We start from the raw sequence: 18,709 nt of genomic DNA on the forward strand, positions 1-18,709 counted from the left end.
GGCCGCCCGCATCCTCCGCGTCCGCACCGACGTCACGTCCCCCGACGACGTCACCGCCCTCTTCGCCGCCGCCCGCGACCGCTTCGGCCGCCTCGACCTGCTCTTCAACAACGCCGGTACGTTCGGCCCCGGCGGCGTGCCCGTCGAGGAGCTGTCCTACGACGCGTGGCGGCAAGTCGTCGACACCAACCTCAACGGCGCGTTCCTGTGCGCCCAGGCGGCCTTCCGGCTGATGAAGGAGCAGGACCCGCAGGGCGGCCGCATCATCAACAACGGCTCCATCTCCGCGCACGTCCCGCGCCCGCTGTCGGTCGCGTACACGGCCACGAAGCACGCCCTGACGGGCCTGACCAAGTCCCTGTCCCTGGACGGCCGCCCCTACCGCGTCGCCGTCGGCCAGATCGACATCGGCAACGCCGCCACCGACATGACCGAGCGCATGCGCGCCGGAACCCTCCAGGCGAACGGGGAACTGGCCGTCGAGCCGGTCATGGACGTCGCCGACGTGGCCCGCACCGTGCGGCACATGGCGGAGCTCCCGCTGGAGGCCAACGTGCAGTTCGCGACGGTCCTCGCCACGGCGATGCCGTACGTCGGACGGGGCTGACGGCGCCTCAGGGCGGCCCGGCGCGGCCGTGCGTAGGCCCGGTGGGGCCGATTGCAGTACGGCGAGGAGGGCCGAGTTCCAGTCATATGCCCGGAGTCGGGCCATGAGCCGTACGGCGCCGCACTAAGCTCGCTGCCCTCCACAAGAACTTCACACTCGGAGCACAACTTGCGCATACGTTCGATGGCCACCGCCGTCCTCGCCGCCACCGCTCTCACGGCCCCGCTGCTCGCCGCCTCGCCGGCGGCCGCCGCCCGGCACCAGGGCGGCCTGCACCTCGGCTACATCCAGTACGACAGCCCGGGCCGGGACTCCAGCTCCCGCACCTCGGTGAACGGTGAGTGGGTGAACATCCACAACAACACCCGGAGCTCCATCCAGCTCAAGGGTTACAAGCTCAAGGACAACACCGGCTACACGTACACCTTCGGCAGCTACAGGATCGGCGCCGGCAAGACCGTGAAGGTCCGCACCGGCAAGGGCACCAACCGCGCCGGCACCGTCTACTGGGGCCGCGGCTGGCACGTGTGGAACAACACCAGCGACAAGGCCCGGCTCATCAAGCCGAGCGGCTCACAGCTCGACTCGTGCGCGTGGACGACCCGGGACAACGGGTACAAGAACTGCCACTGAGGCACATACGGCACGGTTCGGTGCCCGCCGCGTGGCCGGGAATGGACCCGGCCACGCGGCGGTTGTCGTGCGTCATGAGCCACAGCGACCGCTCCGCGGACCACCACGACGTACTGCGCTACACCGCCTTCGCCACCGACCCGGCAGGAGGCAACCCGGCCGGTGTCCTCCTGGACGCGGCCGGTCTCGGCGACGCGGACATGCTCGCCGTCGCGGCGAAGCTCGGCTACAGCGAGTCGGCGTTCCTGACCCCGGGCCCGGCCTCCCTCGGCGCCGATGGCCGCGCCTTCACCGTGCGGTACTTCAGCCCGCAGGCCGAGGTCCCCTTCTGCGGACACGCCACGGTCGCGACCGCGGTCGCCCTCGCGGAGCGCGACGGGCCCGGCGACTTCGTGTTCGCCACCCGCGCGGGGACCGTGCCGGTCAGCGTCGCCGAGTCCGGCGGGGCGCTGCGGGCGACGCTGACGAGCGTGGCACCACGCGTCGAGGAGGCCGCGGCGGCCGACGTCGACGAGGCGCTCGCCGCACTCGGCTGGCGGGCGGACGAGCTCGACGCGGGCCTGCCGCCCCGGATCGCCTTCGCGGGCGCCCGGCACCTGGTCCTCGCGGCGGGCACCCGGGCCCGCCTCGCCGACCTCGCCTACGACTTCGACCGCCTGAAGGCGCTCATGCTCCGGCTCGACCTGGTCACCGTCCAGCTGGTGTGGCGGGAGTCGGACACCGTCTTCCACGCGCGCGACCCGTTCCCGGTCGGCGGCGTCGTCGAGGACCCGGCGACGGGCGCGGCCGCGGCGGCGTTCGGGGCGTACGCACGCGAACTCGGCCTGGTCCCGGCCGCGGCGGAGCTGACGCTCCACCAGGGCGCGGACATGGGGCGGCCCGGGGTGCTCACGGTGACGCTGCGGGAGGGGGACGAGCGGGTCCGGGTCTCGGGAACGGCGGTACGCATCCCGGGCTGAACCCTGGCCCGCCGGACCGGTCGGGCTCCCGAAGCCGTCAAGCCTGACCGGTCTCGAACCGGGAGATCTTCCCGTCGTCCACGGTGAACTGCCACTTCGTCCGCATCTCGCCCCAGGTGTCGTTGCGGTAGCTGACCACGAGCGCGCGCCCGCCGTCCGCCTCCGACTCGACGTCCATGTGGCCGTTGGAGGAGAAGATCTCGCGGTCGGCCCAGTCGGCGATGTTCCGGTCGGAGCCGTCGTCGGCCATGGTCGCGTCGGGCGTGAGCAGGGCCTGGAAGGCGGCCTGGTCGTGGGAGTTCACCGCGCTGACGAAGGCCCGGACCGTGGGGTCGCTGAGCCGGTTTGTCTGAATGCTCATGCGCCCACGCTCGCACCGGGCCCCCCGCCCCGCCACCCAGGAACCCCCGCACGGCTCCTCACCCGTCCGGCCGACCGCACCGCGTGCCCGGCGCCGCCGCGGTGGACGGTGGGAGCGAGACGACCCCGCTCCTCCGGGGACCCCGACTCCTCTGGGAGCTGCCGTGACCTGTTCCTGTTTCGACCGGCGCGACGTCGGCCTGCTGCTGCTCCGCGTCGGCACGGGCGGCGTGCTCGCCGCCCACGGGACGCAGAAGCTCTTCGGCTGGTTCGGGGGCGGCGGGATCGAGGGCACCGGCGCGTTCTTCGAGTCCGTCGGCTACGTACCCGGCAAGGTGAACGCCGTCGTCGCGGGGCTCGCGGAGGCGGGCGGCGGCGCGCTGCTCGCGCTCGGCCTCGGCACTCCGGCGGCGGGGTCCGCGGCGGCGGGCGCGATGGCGGGCGCGGCGCCCGTGCACGCGCCGAACGGCTTCTTCAACCAGAGCGGCGGATACGAGTACCCGGCCGTGCTCGGCCTGGTCGCGGCGGCCCTGGCCGTCACCGGTCCGGGCCGGATCTCCGCCGACCACGCGCTCGGCGACGTCCTGAACCGCCCCTGGATGGCCCCGGCCGCGCTGCTCGCGACGGCGATCGGCACGGCGGCCCTGGTGGGGGCGCGCGGGCGCAACGTACGCGCGGCGCGGAGCGCTGAGCAGGACGTGCCGCCCGAGGAGTGAGGCGTGGGCTCCCGCGCCCTTTCGCTCCTTGCGCCTGCCCCGGCCCTCCGCTGATCGCGCTGACGCGCTCGTCCTCACACGCCGGACGGGCTTTGCAGTGGCTGTCCGTGGCAGGCTGCGGCCCATGTCCGACCCGATCCCCGCACCGCGCGCCACCGACGCGGCAGCGCACGCTCCCGCCCACGCGCCCGGCCCGGCGCCCGGCCCCGCCGACCTGCCCACCGACCTCTGGGCGACCGTCGACCGCCTGCACGGCTGGCTGGAGTCGCACGGCCGGCACTCGCCCCGCGAGACCCTGCTGCTGCGCATGCTGAAGCTGTCCGAGGAGACCGGCGAGGTCGCCCAGGCCGTCATCGGCGCCACCGGCCAGAACCCCCGCAAGGGCACCACCCACACCTGGGACGACGTCCAGTCGGAGCTCTGCGACGTCGTGATCACGGCGCTGGTCGCCCTGCGCACCCTCACCCCCGCCCCGGAAGAGGCCCTCGCGAAGCGTCTGCGCGCGGTCGAGAAGAGGTCGGTGCCGTCGTCGTCGGGGCCCGGCCGAAATCCAGGAGCGTCCGCGCGGTCGACGGGCTAGCGTCGCCCCTCATGACCTCGACACAGCCCGCCCCCGCCGCCTCACCAGCACCCGAGGCCCAGGAGGCCCACGACGGCCCGCCGCGGCTGACCCGTCTCACCTTCCACGGGCCGCTCTCCGAGGCCCGCGCCGCGCGCATCGCGGGACGGGCCGCGGAGGCCCTGCACCGCGTCCCGGGCGGGAAGGGGACGGTGCTCGATCTCGGCTGCGGCTGGGGCGAGTTGCTGCTCCGCGTCCTGGAGGCGGCACCGGCGGCGACCGGTGTGGGCGTCGACCTGAACGCCGAGGACCTGGCACGCGGCCGCGCGGCCGCCCACGCGCGCGGGCTCGGCGAGCGCGTCGCGTTCGTCGAGGAGTCGGCGACGGACACCGCGCGCGGCCCCGCCGACGTCGTCCTGTGCCTCAGCTCCGCCCACACCCTGCTTCCGGCCGACGCCGACCCCCCGCACACGGCCGACGCGCTGCACGCCCTGCGCCGTCTGGTCGCCCCGGGCGGGCGCGTCGTGCTCGGCGAGGGCTTCTGGCAGCACCCGCCCACGCCCGCCGAGCTGGCCGCGATGTGGCCGGACGCCCGCGCCGACGAGCACCTGTACCTGGGTGACCTCGCGGACGCGGCGGTCGCCGCCGGGTTCCGCCCGCTGTGGGTGGAGACGGCGAGCGAGGAGGAGTGGGAGGAGTTCGAGTCCGGATATCTGGCCGACACCGAGGAGTGGCTGGCCGCACACCCGGGCCGTCCGACGGCCGCCGCCCTGCGCGACCGCGCCGACCGGCACCGCGCCATGTTCCTGCGCGGCTACCGCCGGGTGCTCGGCACCGCGTATCTGACCCTGGTGCCGGTGTCCGAGGGCTGACCGTCCCGAACTACCCTCGACGACCATGACCACCCTGCGGAAGATCCACGACGTGACCGTCATGATGTGCCCGGCCGAGGGCGAGGCGATCGCCGGTGAGCAAGATGCCATCGACCTCATCGGGAACGCCTCCTACCAGGGCGCCCAGTGGGTCGTCGTCCCCGCGGGGCGGTTCGACGAGTCGTTCTTCCGGCTGCGTACGCGCGTCGCGGGCGACATCGTGCAGAAGTTCGTGAACTACCGCATGGGGCTCGTGGTCCTCGGCGACATCTCCGCGCACACGGAGGGGAGTTCGTCCCTGCGGGACTTCGTCCGGGAGTGCAACCGCGGCCGCCAGACGTGGTTCGTCGCCGACGACGAGGAACTGTCGGAGCGCCTCAAGAGCTGAGCCCCCGGGTACTGGGCGTCAGTGCCCGAACCACGCCTCGGCCAGCGCGTCGAGCGTCGGTTCGGGCGGCGCGGGCAGTTCCCGCAGGTACCAGGGCAGATTGCTGTACACGTGCAGCAGTGTGTACGCCAGGAGCAGCCGCGGCTCGAAGGTCCGTCCGTACGCCGCCGTGAACCGGGTGAGCAGCTTCGGCTCCGCGCGCGTGACGAACAGGCCGACGCCCACGAAGTCGTAGGCCGGGTCGCCGATCATCGCGGGTTCGAAGTCGAAGAGTCCGGTGAGGCGGTGGCCGTCGTCGGGGTCCACCAGCAGGTGCTGGCGCATGAACTCCGTGTGCAGCAGAGCGGGTTGGGCCTCCTCGGGCAGTGGCGCGGCGTCCAGGAAGTCCGGAATCTGCTCCAGCCAGCTCTCGGCGAGCCCGTGCCGGCGCTGCTGCTCGACGGCGCCCGCGCGCTGCCGCGCGGTGAACTCCCGCCAGTCGCCGGGCCCGAGGACGTCCGCGAGCGGCGCGTGCCCCAGCGCGTGCAGCGCGGCGAGCGCCTCGCCCGCCCGGGCGACGATCCGCTCCCGCTCACCCGCCGGGATCCGGGGCCACGCGAGGTGCAGGCCCTCGCCGGGCAGCCGGGACATGAGGACATAGCTCCAGCCGTTCACGTACGCGCCGGAGTCGTGCAACCGGGGCGTGTCGACGGGGAGTTGACCCTGTACGTGGCCGAGCACCCGCGCCTCGGCCGCGCCGTCGGCCGCCGCCGCGCCGGGGAAGAGCTTCAGGACGTGCCGCTCCCCCACCGCGTAGACGGGCTGCGAGCCCTCCGCGTACCGCGTGAGCGGCGCCCCCGCGAGGCCGAGCCGGGCGCACAGCTCCTCGGCGGCGGGCCGCACGACGGCTTCGTCCGGGACGACGGCGTCCCATTCCTCGTCGGTGTTCACGGGGGGCAGCATGATCGGCACGGTAGGGGGCGGAGCCGGCGGCGGCAACGCCTTTTCCCTCCGTACGCGGCGCCCCGGCGCCGTGCGCGGAAGGGCGCCGCGGCCCACCGTCCGGACCACGGCGCCCTCGTCTGCGTACGGACTCGGAGGCCGTTCCGTACGAACCCGGATCTTGCCGGAACTCGTCAGAACCCGTCAGAACTTGAAGGGTCCCGGCGACTGTGCCGACGTCGCGTTGCAGGTCACCGTGATGCCGAAGACCACTATCTTCAGGGACTTGGCCTCCAGGCTGTCGCCCGCGGCTACGGTGCCGTTCAGCGGGCCGGTGGAGACGGGGCTGCCGGCGGGTATCGCCGGGTTGGAGTTGCCGGTGAACGCCGTGCTGCCGGAGCCGTTCTTGGTGAGCGTCAGCTCGGAGCTCACCGCGCCCGCGCCGACGTCGACCGGCGCGGTGATCGCGGACGTCGAGACCTCGATGGTGGCCGCGGTGCCGTCCTGCGCGGCCTTGAGCGTCGCGGTGCCCGAGCCGAACGAACCGCAGTCGAAGCCGATGGACGCCTCCTGCGGCTCCACCGCGCCCGCGGCCGGAGCGAGGACGAGGGCGCTCACGGCGAGCGCGCCGGCGCCGAGGGCCGAGCCGAGGGCGAATCTGCCATGCCTCATGGGGGGCCTGCCTTCAATGGGGGGAGTGTGGGGTGCCCGCCCCACCGACCGCCGCCCGCAGTGCCCCGTCGCGGCCCGAGACCCGATGGGCCCGCCATGCCTGACGGTCAGTCAGTGATGTGGGTTGGGGTCATTGAGGCACAGGCCCCTTGGGACAACAAGACACATCCTCATGATTTTTGACATGTCACAGCCAAATTCGGCCATGGCATGGGCGGCCCCGGCGGGGCAACGGGTGAACCCGCCCCCTCCCCGGCACGTGAACGACCCGCGTCGCGAATGAATCCCGGCAGTGAACGGCTACCATCACGAACGTCAGACGATATGACCGCAGGCCGCGTGGTGACCGGGACCGACCGGTCCGGAGCGGAACCGAGCGGGGCCGAGACCGACCTGGAGGCACACCTTGTCCGAACCGCGCCTGGGTGTGGCCATCGTGACCATGGGCAACCGGCCGAAGGACGTCGACGCCCTCCTCGCGGCCGTGGCCAAGCAGGACGTGGCGCCGACGCGCCTGGTCGTCGTCGGCAACGGCACGCCGCTGCCGGAGTTCCCCACGTACCCCGGCGAGGTCACGGCGATCGAGCTCGACGAGAACCTGGGCTGCCCCGGCGGCCGCAACGTCGCCCTGCGCCGGCTGCGCGAGTTCGGCGACGTGGACGTGGCCATCGAGCTGGACGACGACGGCCTCCTTGTCGACCCCGACGCCTTCCGCACCGTCCAGCGCCTGTTCACCGAGGACTCGCGGCTCGGCATCGTGGGCTTCCGCATCGCGGACGAGAACGGCGAGACGCAGCGCCGCCATGTGCCGCGCCTGCGCGCCAAGGACCCGATGCGCGGCGGCCTGGTCACGTCCTTCCTCGGCGGCGCGCACGCCTTCTCGATGGAGATGCTGGCGGAGACCGGCGACTGGCCCGCGGACTTCTTCTTCACGCACGAGGAGACGGACCTCGCCTGGCGCGCGCTCGACGCGGGCTGGAAGGTGCTGTACGAGCCCTCGCTGCTGCTCCAGCACCCGAAGACGTCCCCCGCCCGGCACGCCGTCTACCACCGCATGACGGCCCGCAACCGCGTCTGGCTCGCCCGCCGCCGCCTCCCGCTCCCCCTCGTCCCCCTCTACCTCACCGTCTGGACCCTCCTCACCCTGGCCCGCACGCGGTCCCTGGGCGGCCTGCGCGCCTGGGCGGGCGGCTTCGTCGAGGGTTTCCGTACGCCGGGGGGCGAGCGCAGGCCGATGCGGTGGGCGACGGTGTGGCGGATGACACGCCTGGGGCGGCCGCCGCTGATCTGAGCGGCGGGTGGCTCGCGGCCACCCCGCCTCGTGCTCCTGCTCGGCCGCGTACTCCTGCTCGGCTGTCCGCTCCTACTCGGCCGCGTACTCCACGTACAAGGGAGTGGCGACGACGTATCGCACGCCCCCGGAGCCACCGTCCTCCAAGGCGGCGGTGACCCGGGCGTACCCCTGCATCCAGGCGGCCGTCTCCACGGGCAGTTGCCGGTCGAGGGCGGCGAGGAGCTGCCGCGTGCCTTCGACGAGGGTCACGGGGCTGGCGGGGGCGGGGACCTGCTCCCGGGTCCGCTCGCTGATGGCGTCGGGCTGGGCGGTGAGGATGCCCAGGAGGGCGGAGGCGTGGGTGGTGACGAGCTCGACCCAGGTGGCGCCCACGCTGGAAGCGCCGGCCTGGCGCCGCACCTCCTCCGCGAGGGCGGGCGGCTCGGCCTCGACGGGCTCCTGACCCCCCGCCAGATGACCCACCGAACCGTGCAGCAGCAGCCGCACGGCGCCCCGCTGCCGTACCCGTCCACGGCGCCGGGCGGATCGACGAACAGCACCATCCCCGGCGCGACGTCGCGCAGCACACGGAAGTTGAGCGGAGCCTCGAACTGCACCCAGCCGCCCGCCCGCAGCCCCGGCTCCGCGAACCAGCCCGCCGTACCGGACACGTGCCGCACGATCCGCCGCAGCCGCTCGCCCCGCTCCCGCTCGGCGTCCGGCACCTCCTGCTCCAGACCCACGCCGCCCACCGGAGTGGTGACCTGCCACCCGCCCCGGACCAGCCGCCGACGCCGCTCCGGCATGAACTGCCGCAGCTTCCGGTCGGACAGATACACAAGCTCGCGCACGACGCTCCTCGGGGGTGAGCTGATTCCACGACGACTCCGCGACGACTCCACGCGGTGTCGCCCGGACCGGCGTGTGCCATTGTGGCGCGGCGAAAGGCCGGGGTGGATCGGACGCGGGAACCGGGAACAAGCGACCGATCCGGGCGGGGCTTCGCGCCGTACCACCGCGCTCAGTGCCCGTCTTCGACCCCCGTCGTCCGCCCCGCCCCCACGTCGTGCGCCCTCGGGAGCGGGCCACAACCCGTGATCGTCGGCGTCGTTATGCGGGCGGAGAGGGACGAGGCGACCACCGAGGACGACGACAGGGCGGGCCGAGGAATCGATGACAGAAACGCTGCCGCACACCATCGGCCTCCCGGGCGCTCCGGGGCACGTGTCGGATGCCGGGCGACCCGGCCCCGGGACGGACGGCCGGGCTCCCCAATCCGGGTCTGAGCAGGGGGAGTTCCTGGCGCTCCTGCGGTCGGGGACGGCGCTCGTCGAGCCCGTCCTGCGCGAGGCCGTGGACCGGCTGCACCCGTCCGTGGCCACGGTGTGCCGCTACCACCTGGGGTGGGACGGCGGCGACGCCGGCGAGGGGTCGTCGGTGGCACGGGCGGGCAAGCGGGTCCGGGCGGCGCTGGCGCTCCTTTCGGCGCGCTCGGCCGGTGCTCCGGAGCGGTTCGCCGCCGTCGCCGGCGCGTCGGTCGAACTCGTGCACCAGCTGTCCCTGCTCCACGACGACATCATGGACGGCGACACCGAGCGCCGCGGCAGGCCCGCCGCCTGGGCCCGCTTCGGCACCGGGCCCGCCGTGCTCGCCGGTGACGCCCTCGTCGTCCAGGCCGTCGCCACGATCTTCCACGCCGAGGCGCCCGGGGCCCGTGCCGCCACGGAGGAGCTCATCGCCGCCGTGGAGCAGATGGTGGCGGGGCAGGCGGAGGATCTCGCGCTGGAGCACCGGTCCGCCCACGAGGTGTCCGCACGCCGGTACACGCACATGGCGCGCGGCAAGACCGGGGCGCTGTTCGGCTGCGCGGCGGCGCTCGGCGCCGTGCTCGCGCAGGCGCCGCCACCCCTCGTACGCACCCTGCGCGGCGCCGGCAGCGATCTCGGCGTGGCGTTCCAGATCCTCGACGACGTGCTCGGCCTGTGGGGCGACGGGGCGCTCACCGGGAAGCCGGTCGGCGCGGATCTGGTGCGCGGCAAGAAGACGCTTCCGCTGCTGCTCGCCGCGGGCTCGGACACGGCCGACGGCCGGCGGCTCGCGGCCCTGCTCGGCCCCGCCCCGCTGCCCCCGGACCGCGTACCGGAGGTCATGGGCCTGCTGGAGACCACGCACAGCCGGGAGCGCGCCGAGGCGATCGCGGCCCGCCAGGTGAAGTCGGCCGTGGCCGCCCTGGACGAGGCGGGACTCCCCGAGGACGTACGGCGGCAGTGGCAGGCGCTCATCGCCTGCCTGTCGCGGCGCGAGCGCTGACGCCACGCACCCCTTGCCCCACACACCCCGCCCCGCACGAGAAGGAGAGACGCAGTGACGCCCGGACCGTACGCCCTGCGCGTGCTCGACGTACACAAGGCATACAGGTCGCACAAGGTGCTGAGAGGCGTCTCGGTCACCGTCGAGCCGGGCTCGCTGGTGGGCGTCGTGGGCGAGAACGGGTCGGGCAAGAGCACGCTGCTGCGCGTCCTCAGCGGGCAGATCGCCGCCGACGCGGGCGAGGTGGAGCTGCGCGGCACGCTCGGGTACTGCCCGCAGGCGACGGTGCTCAACGACGCGCTGACCGTCGATCAGCATCTGCGCTGGTTCCGTACGGCCTACCGCCTGGACGGCACCGGCCGCGCCGGTGAGCTGCTCGACGAGCTGCACTTCGCCGAGTACCGGCACACCCGGGTGGAGGCGCTCAGCGGCGGCACCCGGCAGAAGCTGAACCTGACCCTGGCGCTCATGCACGACCCCGACGTGCTGCTGCTCGACGAGCCGTACCAGGGCTTCGACTGGGAGACGTACCTGCAGTTCTGGGACGTCGCCGCGCGGCTGCGGGACCGGGGCCGCTGCGTGCTCGTCGTGTCGCATCTGGCCTGGGACGCCGGGCGCCTCGACGTCGTCCACCGGTTGCGGGACGGCGTGGCCGCGCCCTGGAACGCGGCCGAGCGCCCGGCCGCCGCGCAGGGGGTTCCGCGATGACCCGGGCCTGGGAGGTGTTGCGCACCGGCGCCGCATTCGCGCTCCTGGAACACGCCCGCAACCGGCTGGCCCTGGTCCTGGTCGTCGGCTACATCCCGCTCTGGCTGACGCTGGAGCACTGGTTCGTCACGCCCGAGCCCGCCCGGTTCCTGCTGCGCGCGACCGGTCGCACCGTGACCGTCGACGGCAGTCACCTGACCATGGTGTCCGGGGCCATCAACACGGTGACCCTCATCGTCGGGTTCATGATGTTCATGACGACGTTCAAGGCTCTCGCCTTCGACCACCGGCTCGCGCTCGCCGGGTATCCCCGGAGTTGTCTGCTGGTGAGCAAGGTCGTCGCCATGACGGTCGCTTCGGCGCTGATCGCGGCGTACGCGACAGCCGTGGTGTGCTGGTACTGGGACCCGGTGCGGCCCGGGCTCCTCGCCGTCGGTCTGTTCACCGCCGCCGTGAGCTACGGAGGCATCGGCATCCTGCTCGGCGCGTTCCTGCGCAGCGACCTGGCCGGGCTCTTCGTCATCATCATGGCCAGCCTGCTGGACACGATGCTGCAGAACCCGATGAGCAACACGGAGGCGGACAAGGACGGCCTCCAGCTCCTGCCCGGGTACGGCCCCACCCAGGTGTCCGTCACCGCCGGCTTCACGTCCTCGGACACGTCGTACGGTCATCTGCTGCTGGGGCCCGCCTGGTTCCTGGCCGCGTGGGCCCTCGGGACGGCGGCGTTCTTCGTACGCACCCGCGATCACCTGGGCGCGCGAGGGGCTCGGCGTGCGGCGCGTCGGCCCCGTACACCCCATACGTCCCAGCCCGCAGGGGAGGCCACATGACCACCCGCCACGACCTCCTCTTCACGGGCCGCTGGAGGGCACCGCTCCCGGCCGAGGCCCTCTACGCGAAGCTCGCCGACATCGGGTCCTACCCCACCTGGTGGCCGTCCTTCCGCTCCGTGCGGCAGACCGCGGAGCGGGAGTGCGAGGTCGTCATCCGTTCCTTCCTGCCCTACGAGCTGACGTTCCGGCTGACGCCGGTGGTGGAGGACCCGGCCGCGGGCGTCCTGGAGGCGGCGCTCGACGGCGACATCGCGGGCAGCGTCCGCTGGCGGGTGACGCCCGCCGCGCCCCACGCGAGCGGCACTCCCCGGTCCGGCGGCGAACACCCGTCCTGCGTGGCCCACTTCACCGAACACGTCACCGTCCGCAAGCCGGCCCTGCGGCGCTGGATGCCACTGGCGCGACCCGTCTTCCACCTGAACCACGCGGTGGCCATGCGGGCGGGGTTGCGGGCGGTGGAGAGCGCGGCGGGTGCGGCGGGGCGGCCGCGGTAGGGGACAGCCCGACCAGGCTCAACTCCGCCTCCCCCCACCGCAGTTTGTCCGCCCTTCACCTAAATTCGCAACTGTGGCCGATTAGTCCGCGCCGTACTCGACTTGGCAGTATCTGCGCTTTTGTAGCCGCCGGACGCACGGTGAGGGTGGGGCTTGCACCGGTGGTGTCCCGCCATCGGTGGAAATGGACCGTGAGAGAGGAAGTCCCGTACATGCCTCACATCCCGGTACAGCCCGGCATCTACAAGATCCACGCGCACATCATCGGCCCGAGCTCCCTGGTGACAGCCACGGAGTATGCCCTCAAGCACGGAGCGCCCGTCATCACGGACCGCATGAACCCGCTCCCGATCGAGCAGGACTGGATCATCGAGCCCACCGAGTCCGTGCCGGGAGCGCCCTATCTGATCCACCTGGCCCACCACGAGGCGGCGGGGCTCGTGGTCCCCGAGGACAAGCTCTACGTCAACTCCGTCCCGCGCGAGGAGTGGGCGAAGTTCACCTTCGAGCGGGTCATCGGCGGCGTCAAGATCCTGTCGGACAAGGGACTCGCCTGGCGCTCCGGGCACCGCGGCGCGCAGATCGGGCTCGTCGCTCCCAAGCCCGAGTTCCAGGAGACATGGACCCTTGAGTTCGTGAGTCCGGTCGGCGAGGACTAGAGGGCCGGCCGCAGGAGAAACGTGCGGCGGCCCGGGCCGGACGGTCCGGGCCGCCGCATCGGCGTGACCGGGCGGGCCGGGGGCCCGGGTGCCGGCTCTTCAGCCGACTCGGAACGCGCTGGTCATAAGCAGAAAGGCAGACGAGTCGGGCTGTGCGCTGGTGACTGCCGAAGAGGCACTTGAGCTGCATACACGCGCCGAGTGATTCCTCGCCATGCACATCGGGTGTACATCCGCGACAGCGACAGTCCCCCGGTGGCATCCTGAAGCCAGGCAGCATCGGGCACCTTGAGCGTCAGTCGGTCCCGGTTTCACCTTCGGGTGCCTCTTCCAGTGCCCAAGTGCCCGCCATGCCAGGTCGGCGAGAGTCTCGCCGGTTGCGGTCACCCACTGGGCGGTCCCCTGGTTGGCTACGGGCCGGGCCTTCCAGTCGGCCAGGTCCCACATGTGGCTGGCGAGGCCGGACGGTGAGTACTGCCTGCCGTCGCCCGCCTACAGGACGAGCTTGGAGCAACGGTTGGCCCAGGTCCCCGAGCCCGCCGTTCGTCCTCGGCCAGCCACTCCCGCAGAGCCTCCGCCTCGACCGGGTAGGCGCCCTGAAATGCGAGCGGCGACACCAGTCACGGATCTCGTAGGCGGACTTGAGCCCAATTCGTCCCTGGAAGCGGGCCGCCCTTCGGAGCGTATAAGGCACCTGTCCGGGGCGATGACCTCCTGAGCAGTCCCGGCCGCCGGGGCGCACGCCCCCCAGCGTGTGCCATAACCCAAACCCGCCGCAGACAGTCGGCCAGCTCATGGGTAGCGTCACAGAGCTACCTGACGGTTCCTCTCACCCATAGCTTCGCAGGGCACCTGTGCGGCGTGCCGGGGAACGGGCGGGGCCCAGACGGAATTATGGCGTATGCCGCAGGGGGGCTCATGAGCGAAAATCGCCGTCGCCGGACGTCTGCGGGAAACCCGAGGCAGAGGAGCCGAACCGGCAATCGGCGGGCCGCCAGCCATCTGGAAGCCAGAGTTGCCGGGGAGTTCAATGCTGCCGCCCAGCGCGGACTCAGCGGTGTGCCCATCACCGAAGAGGCTCGGCCGACGTACGAGCGGTTTGTGCAAGGCGGCTTCGACGAACTTATGGCGCAGGCTGACCCCGAAGCCCAACTGTCCATAGCGACTGGACGGCTCGAGAACTTCACGGGCGAGTTGGCCACAGAGACGCGCCGTCGGACTCTCACCGCTGTCACCTTGGCTGTGTTCAGCACCATCAAGGACCGCACCTGCCCCATGTGGCCGTTCTGCTGATCTCAAAGGAAGGTCACCATGGCAGCAGCCGAAGAAACGGCGGCAGAGCGGCTAAAGTTGGCCCTGGCGGCGGCATCGGAGACGAGTAAGCACGTCCTCACACTCACGACCGCAGTGGTCACCATCACGATCAGCCTGGCCAAGGACATCGGCGCCAATGCCACGCCTTCGGAGCTCTTATGGTTGCAATTGGCGTGGCTGGCTCACGCCATTTCAGTTCTGGCTGGAGTGGGTACGCTCCTGGCCCTCGCCGGCACGGTCAGCGAGGGCGACGACACGAGATCGATCTACTCGGCGAACATCCGGTTGCCGGCGGCTACGCAGATGGCCTTCTTCGGCCTCGGAATCGCTTTCGTCGTGATCTTCGGAGTTCTGGCGATCTGAGGGCCCTATAAATGATCACCGCGTCGGTGCTGACGGGGTTGTTCGCCTTATGGTGCGCCGACGCTTCGTTGAGTATCGGCACGGGTTAAGCCCCGATGTGGCGGCTCAGGCTCGGTGCAAACGTTGCAGCGTTGCTTCGACCTCAACGGCCGCCTGCTCGAGATCGTTCGCCAGCCCAGCAAGCCGTTGACCAGCCGTGTTGCTTTCGATGTCGGCAAGGAGCGCTTGGGACTGTTCTCCGATGTGCAGAACCTTGCTGGTCAATGCGCTGTTGATCGCAGCCTGGAGATCTCCTAGGCCGCTAGCGACCGTTTTCCTGATCGCGACGCCCCAGTTTGGTTCTTCTTGTCCCAGCTGCCTGGAGAATTCGGACACGACGGCGTACGTCACGGCGGAGTCCGGTCGCTTCCAGAATTGCGTCAGTACCCTCGCCACGACCGTAACTGCCACGGACCTGAGAAGCAGTAGGACAAGCCCGGCAGATATAGTCCACCAGAGCTGGGAGAGAAGCTGAGAAACACCGCTTGCTCCTGCCACCTCAGGGTTGGCCCCGGGTAGTGGTGCTATCAAGTCGTCGAGAACCTGATCCAGCGCCGAGGAATCGTGGACAGTAGGGGAACTTTCGACAGCGTGGTCTCCGGCGAGGGCCTGCTCCGCTCGATGGACCACATCGAGGAACTCACGAAGGTCCGACTTGACCTTTTCCTCCATCCTGGCCACACGATTGCGCAGAAGATGGTTGAGTTCGTCCTCTTGCCATTTAGTGAAAGCATGCTGGAATCGCGATTCAAGGTGACCTGCGGTTCGACGTGCAGCTGCCTCCAGTCGCTCTCGCATCCTGATCGCATCCTGTAACCGCAAACTGTCACCTTCAGGCATGTCGCCTACCCATCCCTGACATTGTTCAGCCGCATCACGCATGAACTTCTTGGCAATTTCCTCGACTTCCGGTTCAATTTCCCGCAGATAGTATCCGACAAGTTCATCAATACGATCACACTGTCGTTCCAGTAGCGGCAGAATTTCGTTCACGCGCGCGCAATTTTGCCGAACCTCACTTGCGTGCAGCGCCAGATTATTTTCCCGCTTACGCACGACCTCGGACATCTCCCCGATCACGTACTTGATGCCCGTTGCTGGCGCCAGCAGCTTCACGGTGCCGCGTCGATCGCCCAAGTGCTCTTCGATACTCCTCTCCAGTGCTGGCAGGCTGGATTGGACGAGTTGCTCGTCGTTGCTGGACATGCGCGCTTCCAGCCCACCGAGCGCATTTACGAAGAAGATTCTTTCCGCAGGCGCGAAAGAAGTCAGGTTCCTCGTTGCGGCGTTGACGAACCTGTCGCGCTGACTGGGAGGAACCGTGTCAATCTTCGTGAGGACAATGTGTAGTTCCTGATGACCAAGCGGGTGAAGGTACGTATGGATGAAATTCATATCACCACGCCCCATTGCCCCGCCGCATGCGCTGACGTATACGACTATGTCCGCGCCCGCCACTTGGCGGATCGTACTCTCCATGCGAACCGCTCCGTCTTTCAACGGGTCGTCCAACCCTGGCGAGTCGATAATTTCGACCCCGTTTCTCAGGATATCGGCGGGCCACTCGATCTCGGCTCGGCTGTATAGACTCGGTCCCGCTCCGTCCTCCGCGATGGTCAGATGTTTCTCGAACTCGCTGATCGGAACACGGACGGGAGGCGGTGTAGGCCCTTCAGAATTGTGCGGTGGGCAAAAGAAAGCCCGTCGTTCCGAGCCGTAGCGGACGACGGTGACGATACCTGTCGTCGGAAGAAAGCGCGCTGGAAGAACTTCATCACCCAGCATGGCGTTGATCAGTGTGCTCTTGCCCGCGTCAAAATTGCCGACAAAGAGCACACGAAACCTGTCGCTGATCAGGCGATCGTGTACTGCCTGAAGGTCTCGAACGCGATGGCCCGACCCCAGTGCAGCAGCTACCGCTTGCACCTTGAGCGTTGCCTGGGTGAGGTTTTCGCGTTCCTCGCCGAAAGAAGCAAAGCTCATTCCTGCCTTCTCGGACGTCACGCCGTGGCCTCCCCAATGCTGGGATAGGCATCAGAAATTTCATCGGCGAGAGACGTTGCTTCGCCGATAAGCACGTCCCAGTGCGCTCCAGCCTCGGAGACCTCGCGTTCCATGGAATCCAATTGCGCCTTCCGCCAATTTTTCCGAGAATCCTCAAACTCGGCAAACAGTTGCTCGTAAACTGCCCGGATCTGCTCGGTGAGATCCTCCCCAATGTGCTCAGCTGCCCGTTTCGCATCGAGCGCGAGGCCGCGCGCGACCTTGTCTCGGGAAGCCCTTGCCAAGTGATTCGGCAGAAAGGTAATCACACGCGCGGCCATCTTCCCCGACCACTCGCCCACCTTGCCCTTGTTGCTGACCATGACATCGAACAGCATGCGAATCTTGGTGCCTTCCTCATCGGAAAGCCTGTCATGAGCTGCCTGAATGAGCACTGGCACTGCTGCTCGGCTGACAGCTTCCATAAGCTTTGCCAATCTGCGCAGGGCCTTATACTCGGGGATCCGCGGTGGCTCCGGGTTGAATTCAGGCCGATCTGAATGCAGGGTCTCCAGGCGGCGACCCTCCGACCGCCATGTCTCGAAGTATTCCCTCAGTCGACCCCTGAGCCATGAGTAATCGCCTTGGACCAAGTCATCCAGTTCGGCCACTGATGACCCGGCCAACGCCTCAAGTTGCTCCTCCAACCTGATCAGACATTGAGATATCCAGTTGTCCGACTCGGGGATGCTGCGGAGGTCACCCTCCAGCTCACGTGCAATCGCTTCCGCGCGAGTCGACAGGCCATCCCTGCATCGTTGGACAGCGCGTTCGCGTCGACGCTCGAGCTCCAACTGGATCTCGCCGGACCTCAGGGCACGTTCGGCCAGCTTAGCCGTCTCTTCCAGACGTGATACGCGTTCCGATGCCTGTAGACGTGCGGCTTCCGCTGCCGCTTCTCCAGTTCTGCCCACTTCCCGAACAAGGTCATACAGTTGAAAGTCGAATTTCATATCCCTTTGGCGTTCCACGCTATTCCTGCCGATGTCGGCGATGAGCAGCTCACGGAGCTGGTCCAGTTGTTCCTCACTTTCGGACGGCCCAGGACCACTAACCACATCTGCCTTTCGGTAGACTTCCTGTGTGCGCTCTCGTACGAATGTCAGCACTCTGTAGCGCTCGTGCCTGGGTATGGCGTCGAGCTTGGTAACGACCACGAGGACGCCTCCAACATGCGCCCTTTTGATCTCCTCTGCCAGAAAATGGATCTCGGCTGCGCCCATAGGAGCGGTCGCCGAGACGACGAGCAGCGCCAGGTCGCTACTCCTGATGACCTCACCCAGCCGAATTGCCGCGGCCCCGTCGCTGTCCACTGCGGAAGGCGTATCAACCAACTCCAGCCCTGCCGGCAGGGATGTCCCGCCGCCCAAGCACATCCTGATGGCCGTGGGCAATTCGTTCTCGCCGGTGAGCAAAGGGGACCAACATACTTCGTCAAGATTGCGGCGCTCAGCCGGACGATCGTCAGCCCACTCGATCTCGATGCACGGCGGCGTATCGGTGACGAATACACTTACCGGCACGGATGTCGGCTGGCCCAGCGGAAGAAGCGTCTTCCCTGCCAGCCGGTTCACAAGAAGCGTTTTGCCGCGGCCGAGACGCCCGACGATGGCTATCTGGTAGCGCTCACGTCGCCTTCGGCGCTCCAGCGTCTCAAGGTCCGAGGCCAGTGCTGTCAGGTCGAATTGATCGGCAAGAGTCCGTAACCGCTGCAGCCACATGTCCCGGACGGCTCTTCCGACTTGACCCGGCTGATCCTGTGACTGAGACACACGATGGTTTTCTGTCATGTGAGTCTGCGCCCGTGAAGCACCTGGTGCACGTCCAGTAATCTCGCAAACGTGCCCGCTTCCCGGTCACGCTTCCCTCCCCCGGTTCTGGACCTGGCAGAGAAGCTAGCGCGATACCTGAGCGACGTCATCGGCGTACATGGCCCATACGCGCTCCGGCGCACGCGACCTCACTCCCGCCAAGGGCGCCGAT

Annotated in this window: 21 protein-coding genes and 1 pseudogene; 15 read left to right on the plus strand and 7 right to left on the minus strand. The window is 69.6% G+C overall.

Annotated elements, in window-relative coordinates:
- The 3 genes from STRAU_RS23430 to STRAU_RS23440 form a co-directional block, all read left to right on the plus strand.
- Window positions 1–607: SDR family oxidoreductase (locus tag STRAU_RS23430; protein WP_037661388.1), on the plus strand; the 607-nt coding region annotated here is incomplete at its 5' end.
- 168 nt (window positions 608–775) lie between these two features.
- Window positions 776–1,240, plus strand: coding sequence for a lamin tail domain-containing protein (locus tag STRAU_RS23435; protein WP_037661391.1), 465 nt, complete (start codon window positions 776–778; stop codon window positions 1,238–1,240).
- A gap of 74 nt (window positions 1,241–1,314) precedes the next feature.
- Entirely contained in the window at window positions 1,315–2,199 is an 885-nt protein-coding gene (locus tag STRAU_RS23440; protein ID WP_016642862.1) for a PhzF family phenazine biosynthesis protein, read from the plus strand.
- Between the two features lie 37 nt (window positions 2,200–2,236).
- On the opposite strand, the gene STRAU_RS23445 is transcribed toward STRAU_RS23440, so the two are convergent.
- On the minus strand, window positions 2,237–2,560 hold the full coding sequence (locus STRAU_RS23445) for a nuclear transport factor 2-like protein (RefSeq protein ID WP_016642863.1): 324 nt from the start codon (window positions 2,558–2,560) through the stop codon (window positions 2,237–2,239).
- A gap of 163 nt (window positions 2,561–2,723) precedes the next feature.
- On the opposite strand from STRAU_RS23445, the gene STRAU_RS23450 reads away from it, so the two are divergent.
- From STRAU_RS23450 to STRAU_RS23465, 4 genes are all read left to right on the plus strand, one after another.
- On the plus strand, window positions 2,724–3,275 hold the full coding sequence (locus tag STRAU_RS23450; protein ID WP_016642864.1) for a DoxX family protein: 552 nt from the start codon (window positions 2,724–2,726) through the stop codon (window positions 3,273–3,275).
- Between the two features lie 124 nt (window positions 3,276–3,399).
- Window positions 3,400–3,855, plus strand: a complete 456-nt coding sequence (locus STRAU_RS23455; RefSeq protein WP_016642865.1) for a MazG-like family protein — start codon at window positions 3,400–3,402, stop codon at window positions 3,853–3,855.
- Between the two features lie 11 nt (window positions 3,856–3,866).
- A complete protein-coding gene (locus STRAU_RS23460; protein ID WP_016642866.1) occupies window positions 3,867–4,706 on the plus strand; it encodes an SAM-dependent methyltransferase in 840 nt (279 codons plus the stop codon).
- A 25-nt stretch (window positions 4,707–4,731) separates the two neighbouring features.
- On the plus strand, window positions 4,732–5,094 hold the full coding sequence (locus STRAU_RS23465; RefSeq protein ID WP_016642867.1) for a DUF4180 domain-containing protein: 363 nt from the start codon (window positions 4,732–4,734) through the stop codon (window positions 5,092–5,094).
- Between the two features lie 18 nt (window positions 5,095–5,112).
- Here STRAU_RS23465 and STRAU_RS23470 read toward each other — a convergent pair whose 3' ends face one another.
- The gene (locus STRAU_RS23470; protein WP_037661416.1) at window positions 5,113–6,036 is read right to left on the minus strand and encodes a phosphotransferase family protein; all 924 of its coding nucleotides are present in this window, start codon (window positions 6,034–6,036) and stop codon (window positions 5,113–5,115) included.
- A 183-nt stretch (window positions 6,037–6,219) separates the two neighbouring features.
- Window positions 6,220–6,687: a hypothetical protein gene (locus STRAU_RS23475; RefSeq protein ID WP_016642869.1), complete on the minus strand. Its 468-nt coding sequence runs from the start codon at window positions 6,685–6,687 to the stop codon at window positions 6,220–6,222.
- Between the two features lie 406 nt (window positions 6,688–7,093).
- On the opposite strand from STRAU_RS23475, the gene STRAU_RS23480 reads away from it, so the two are divergent.
- Entirely contained in the window at window positions 7,094–7,978 is an 885-nt protein-coding gene (locus STRAU_RS23480) for a glycosyltransferase family 2 protein (protein ID WP_037661394.1), read from the plus strand.
- 72 nt (window positions 7,979–8,050) lie between these two features.
- Here the strand turns inward: STRAU_RS23480 and STRAU_RS44700 are convergent, their stop codons facing one another.
- Window positions 8,051–8,467, minus strand: a complete 417-nt coding sequence (locus STRAU_RS44700; protein WP_016642872.1) for an SAVMC3_10250 family protein — start codon at window positions 8,465–8,467, stop codon at window positions 8,051–8,053.
- Window positions 8,468–8,508: 41 nt separating this feature from the next.
- Window positions 8,509–9,159 (minus strand): annotated as a pseudogene (locus tag STRAU_RS44705) (SAVMC3_10250 family protein); the annotation flags it as partial.
- Here STRAU_RS44705 and STRAU_RS23490 point away from each other — a divergent pair.
- The 7 genes from STRAU_RS23490 (at window position 9,134) to STRAU_RS23520 (ending at window position 14,644) form a co-directional block, all read left to right on the plus strand.
- Complete coding sequence (locus tag STRAU_RS23490) at window positions 9,134–10,270, plus strand: polyprenyl synthetase family protein (RefSeq protein WP_106968015.1); 1,137 nt, start codon at window positions 9,134–9,136, stop codon at window positions 10,268–10,270. The pseudogene STRAU_RS44705 and the gene STRAU_RS23490 overlap by 26 nt on opposite strands.
- Before the next feature lie 54 nt (window positions 10,271–10,324).
- Window positions 10,325–10,978 carry an ABC transporter ATP-binding protein gene (locus STRAU_RS23495; protein ID WP_016642874.1) on the plus strand — a complete coding sequence of 218 codons (654 nt, stop codon included), beginning with the start codon at window positions 10,325–10,327 and terminating at the stop codon, window positions 10,976–10,978.
- Window positions 10,975–11,811, plus strand: coding sequence for an ABC transporter permease (locus tag STRAU_RS23500; protein ID WP_016642876.1), 837 nt, complete (start codon window positions 10,975–10,977; stop codon window positions 11,809–11,811). Before STRAU_RS23495 ends, STRAU_RS23500 begins: the two co-directional genes overlap by 4 nt.
- Window positions 11,808–12,308 carry an SRPBCC family protein gene (locus STRAU_RS41630; protein WP_016642877.1) on the plus strand — a complete coding sequence of 167 codons (501 nt, stop codon included), beginning with the start codon at window positions 11,808–11,810 and terminating at the stop codon, window positions 12,306–12,308. Before STRAU_RS23500 ends, STRAU_RS41630 begins: the two co-directional genes overlap by 4 nt.
- A 212-nt stretch (window positions 12,309–12,520) precedes the next feature.
- Window positions 12,521–12,967, plus strand: a complete 447-nt coding sequence (locus tag STRAU_RS23510) for a hypothetical protein (protein WP_037661397.1) — start codon at window positions 12,521–12,523, stop codon at window positions 12,965–12,967.
- Window positions 12,968–14,026: 1,059 nt separating this feature from the next.
- Window positions 14,027–14,260: a hypothetical protein gene (locus tag STRAU_RS23515; RefSeq protein WP_016642879.1), complete on the plus strand. Its 234-nt coding sequence runs from the start codon at window positions 14,027–14,029 to the stop codon at window positions 14,258–14,260.
- A gap of 18 nt (window positions 14,261–14,278) precedes the next feature.
- A complete protein-coding gene (locus STRAU_RS23520; RefSeq protein WP_037661399.1) occupies window positions 14,279–14,644 on the plus strand; it encodes a hypothetical protein in 366 nt (121 codons plus the stop codon).
- 105 nt (window positions 14,645–14,749) lie between these two features.
- Here the strand turns inward: STRAU_RS23520 and STRAU_RS40470 are convergent, their stop codons facing one another.
- Together STRAU_RS40470 and STRAU_RS23530 are read right to left on the minus strand one after the other, a co-directional pair.
- Window positions 14,750–16,687, minus strand: a complete 1,938-nt coding sequence (locus STRAU_RS40470; RefSeq protein ID WP_078621422.1) for a dynamin family protein — start codon at window positions 16,685–16,687, stop codon at window positions 14,750–14,752.
- Complete coding sequence (locus STRAU_RS23530) at window positions 16,684–18,447, minus strand: dynamin family protein (protein WP_158692114.1); 1,764 nt, start codon at window positions 18,445–18,447, stop codon at window positions 16,684–16,686. Before STRAU_RS23530 ends, STRAU_RS40470 begins: the two co-directional genes overlap by 4 nt.
- Window positions 18,448–18,709: the final 262 nt, after the last annotated feature.

The sequence above is a fragment of the Streptomyces aurantiacus JA 4570 genome (assembly GCF_000414115.1).
GTDB classification, from domain to species: Bacteria; Actinomycetota; Actinomycetes; order Streptomycetales; family Streptomycetaceae; genus Streptomyces; species Streptomyces aurantiacus_A.

What these genes read in the sequence shown, in the direction of transcription:
- STRAU_RS23510 (WP_037661397.1), top strand. Translation starts at nt 12,521, where the DNA reads ATGCCTCACATCCCGGTACAGCCCGGCATCTACAAGATCCACGCGCAC.
- STRAU_RS23440 (WP_016642862.1), top strand. Translation starts at nt 1,315, where the DNA reads ATGAGCCACAGCGACCGCTCCGCGGACCACCACGACGTACTGCGCTAC.
- STRAU_RS23500 (WP_016642876.1), top strand. Translation starts at nt 10,975, where the DNA reads ATGACCCGGGCCTGGGAGGTGTTGCGCACCGGCGCCGCATTCGCGCTC.
- STRAU_RS23465 (WP_016642867.1), top strand. Translation starts at nt 4,732, where the DNA reads ATGACCACCCTGCGGAAGATCCACGACGTGACCGTCATGATGTGCCCG.
- STRAU_RS41630 (WP_016642877.1), top strand. Translation starts at nt 11,808, where the DNA reads ATGACCACCCGCCACGACCTCCTCTTCACGGGCCGCTGGAGGGCACCG.
- STRAU_RS23470 (WP_037661416.1), bottom strand. Translation starts at nt 6,036, where the DNA reads ATGCTGCCCCCCGTGAACACCGACGAGGAATGGGACGCCGTCGTCCCG.
- STRAU_RS23530 (WP_158692114.1), bottom strand. Translation starts at nt 18,447, where the DNA reads ATGTGGCTGCAGCGGTTACGGACTCTTGCCGATCAATTCGACCTGACA.
- STRAU_RS23490 (WP_106968015.1), top strand. Translation starts at nt 9,134, where the DNA reads ATGACAGAAACGCTGCCGCACACCATCGGCCTCCCGGGCGCTCCGGGG.
- STRAU_RS23455 (WP_016642865.1), top strand. Translation starts at nt 3,400, where the DNA reads ATGTCCGACCCGATCCCCGCACCGCGCGCCACCGACGCGGCAGCGCAC.
- STRAU_RS23475 (WP_016642869.1), bottom strand. Translation starts at nt 6,687, where the DNA reads ATGAGGCATGGCAGATTCGCCCTCGGCTCGGCCCTCGGCGCCGGCGCG.
- STRAU_RS23445 (WP_016642863.1), bottom strand. Translation starts at nt 2,560, where the DNA reads ATGAGCATTCAGACAAACCGGCTCAGCGACCCCACGGTCCGGGCCTTC.
- STRAU_RS23520 (WP_037661399.1), top strand. Translation starts at nt 14,279, where the DNA reads ATGGCAGCAGCCGAAGAAACGGCGGCAGAGCGGCTAAAGTTGGCCCTG.
- STRAU_RS23460 (WP_016642866.1), top strand. Translation starts at nt 3,867, where the DNA reads ATGACCTCGACACAGCCCGCCCCCGCCGCCTCACCAGCACCCGAGGCC.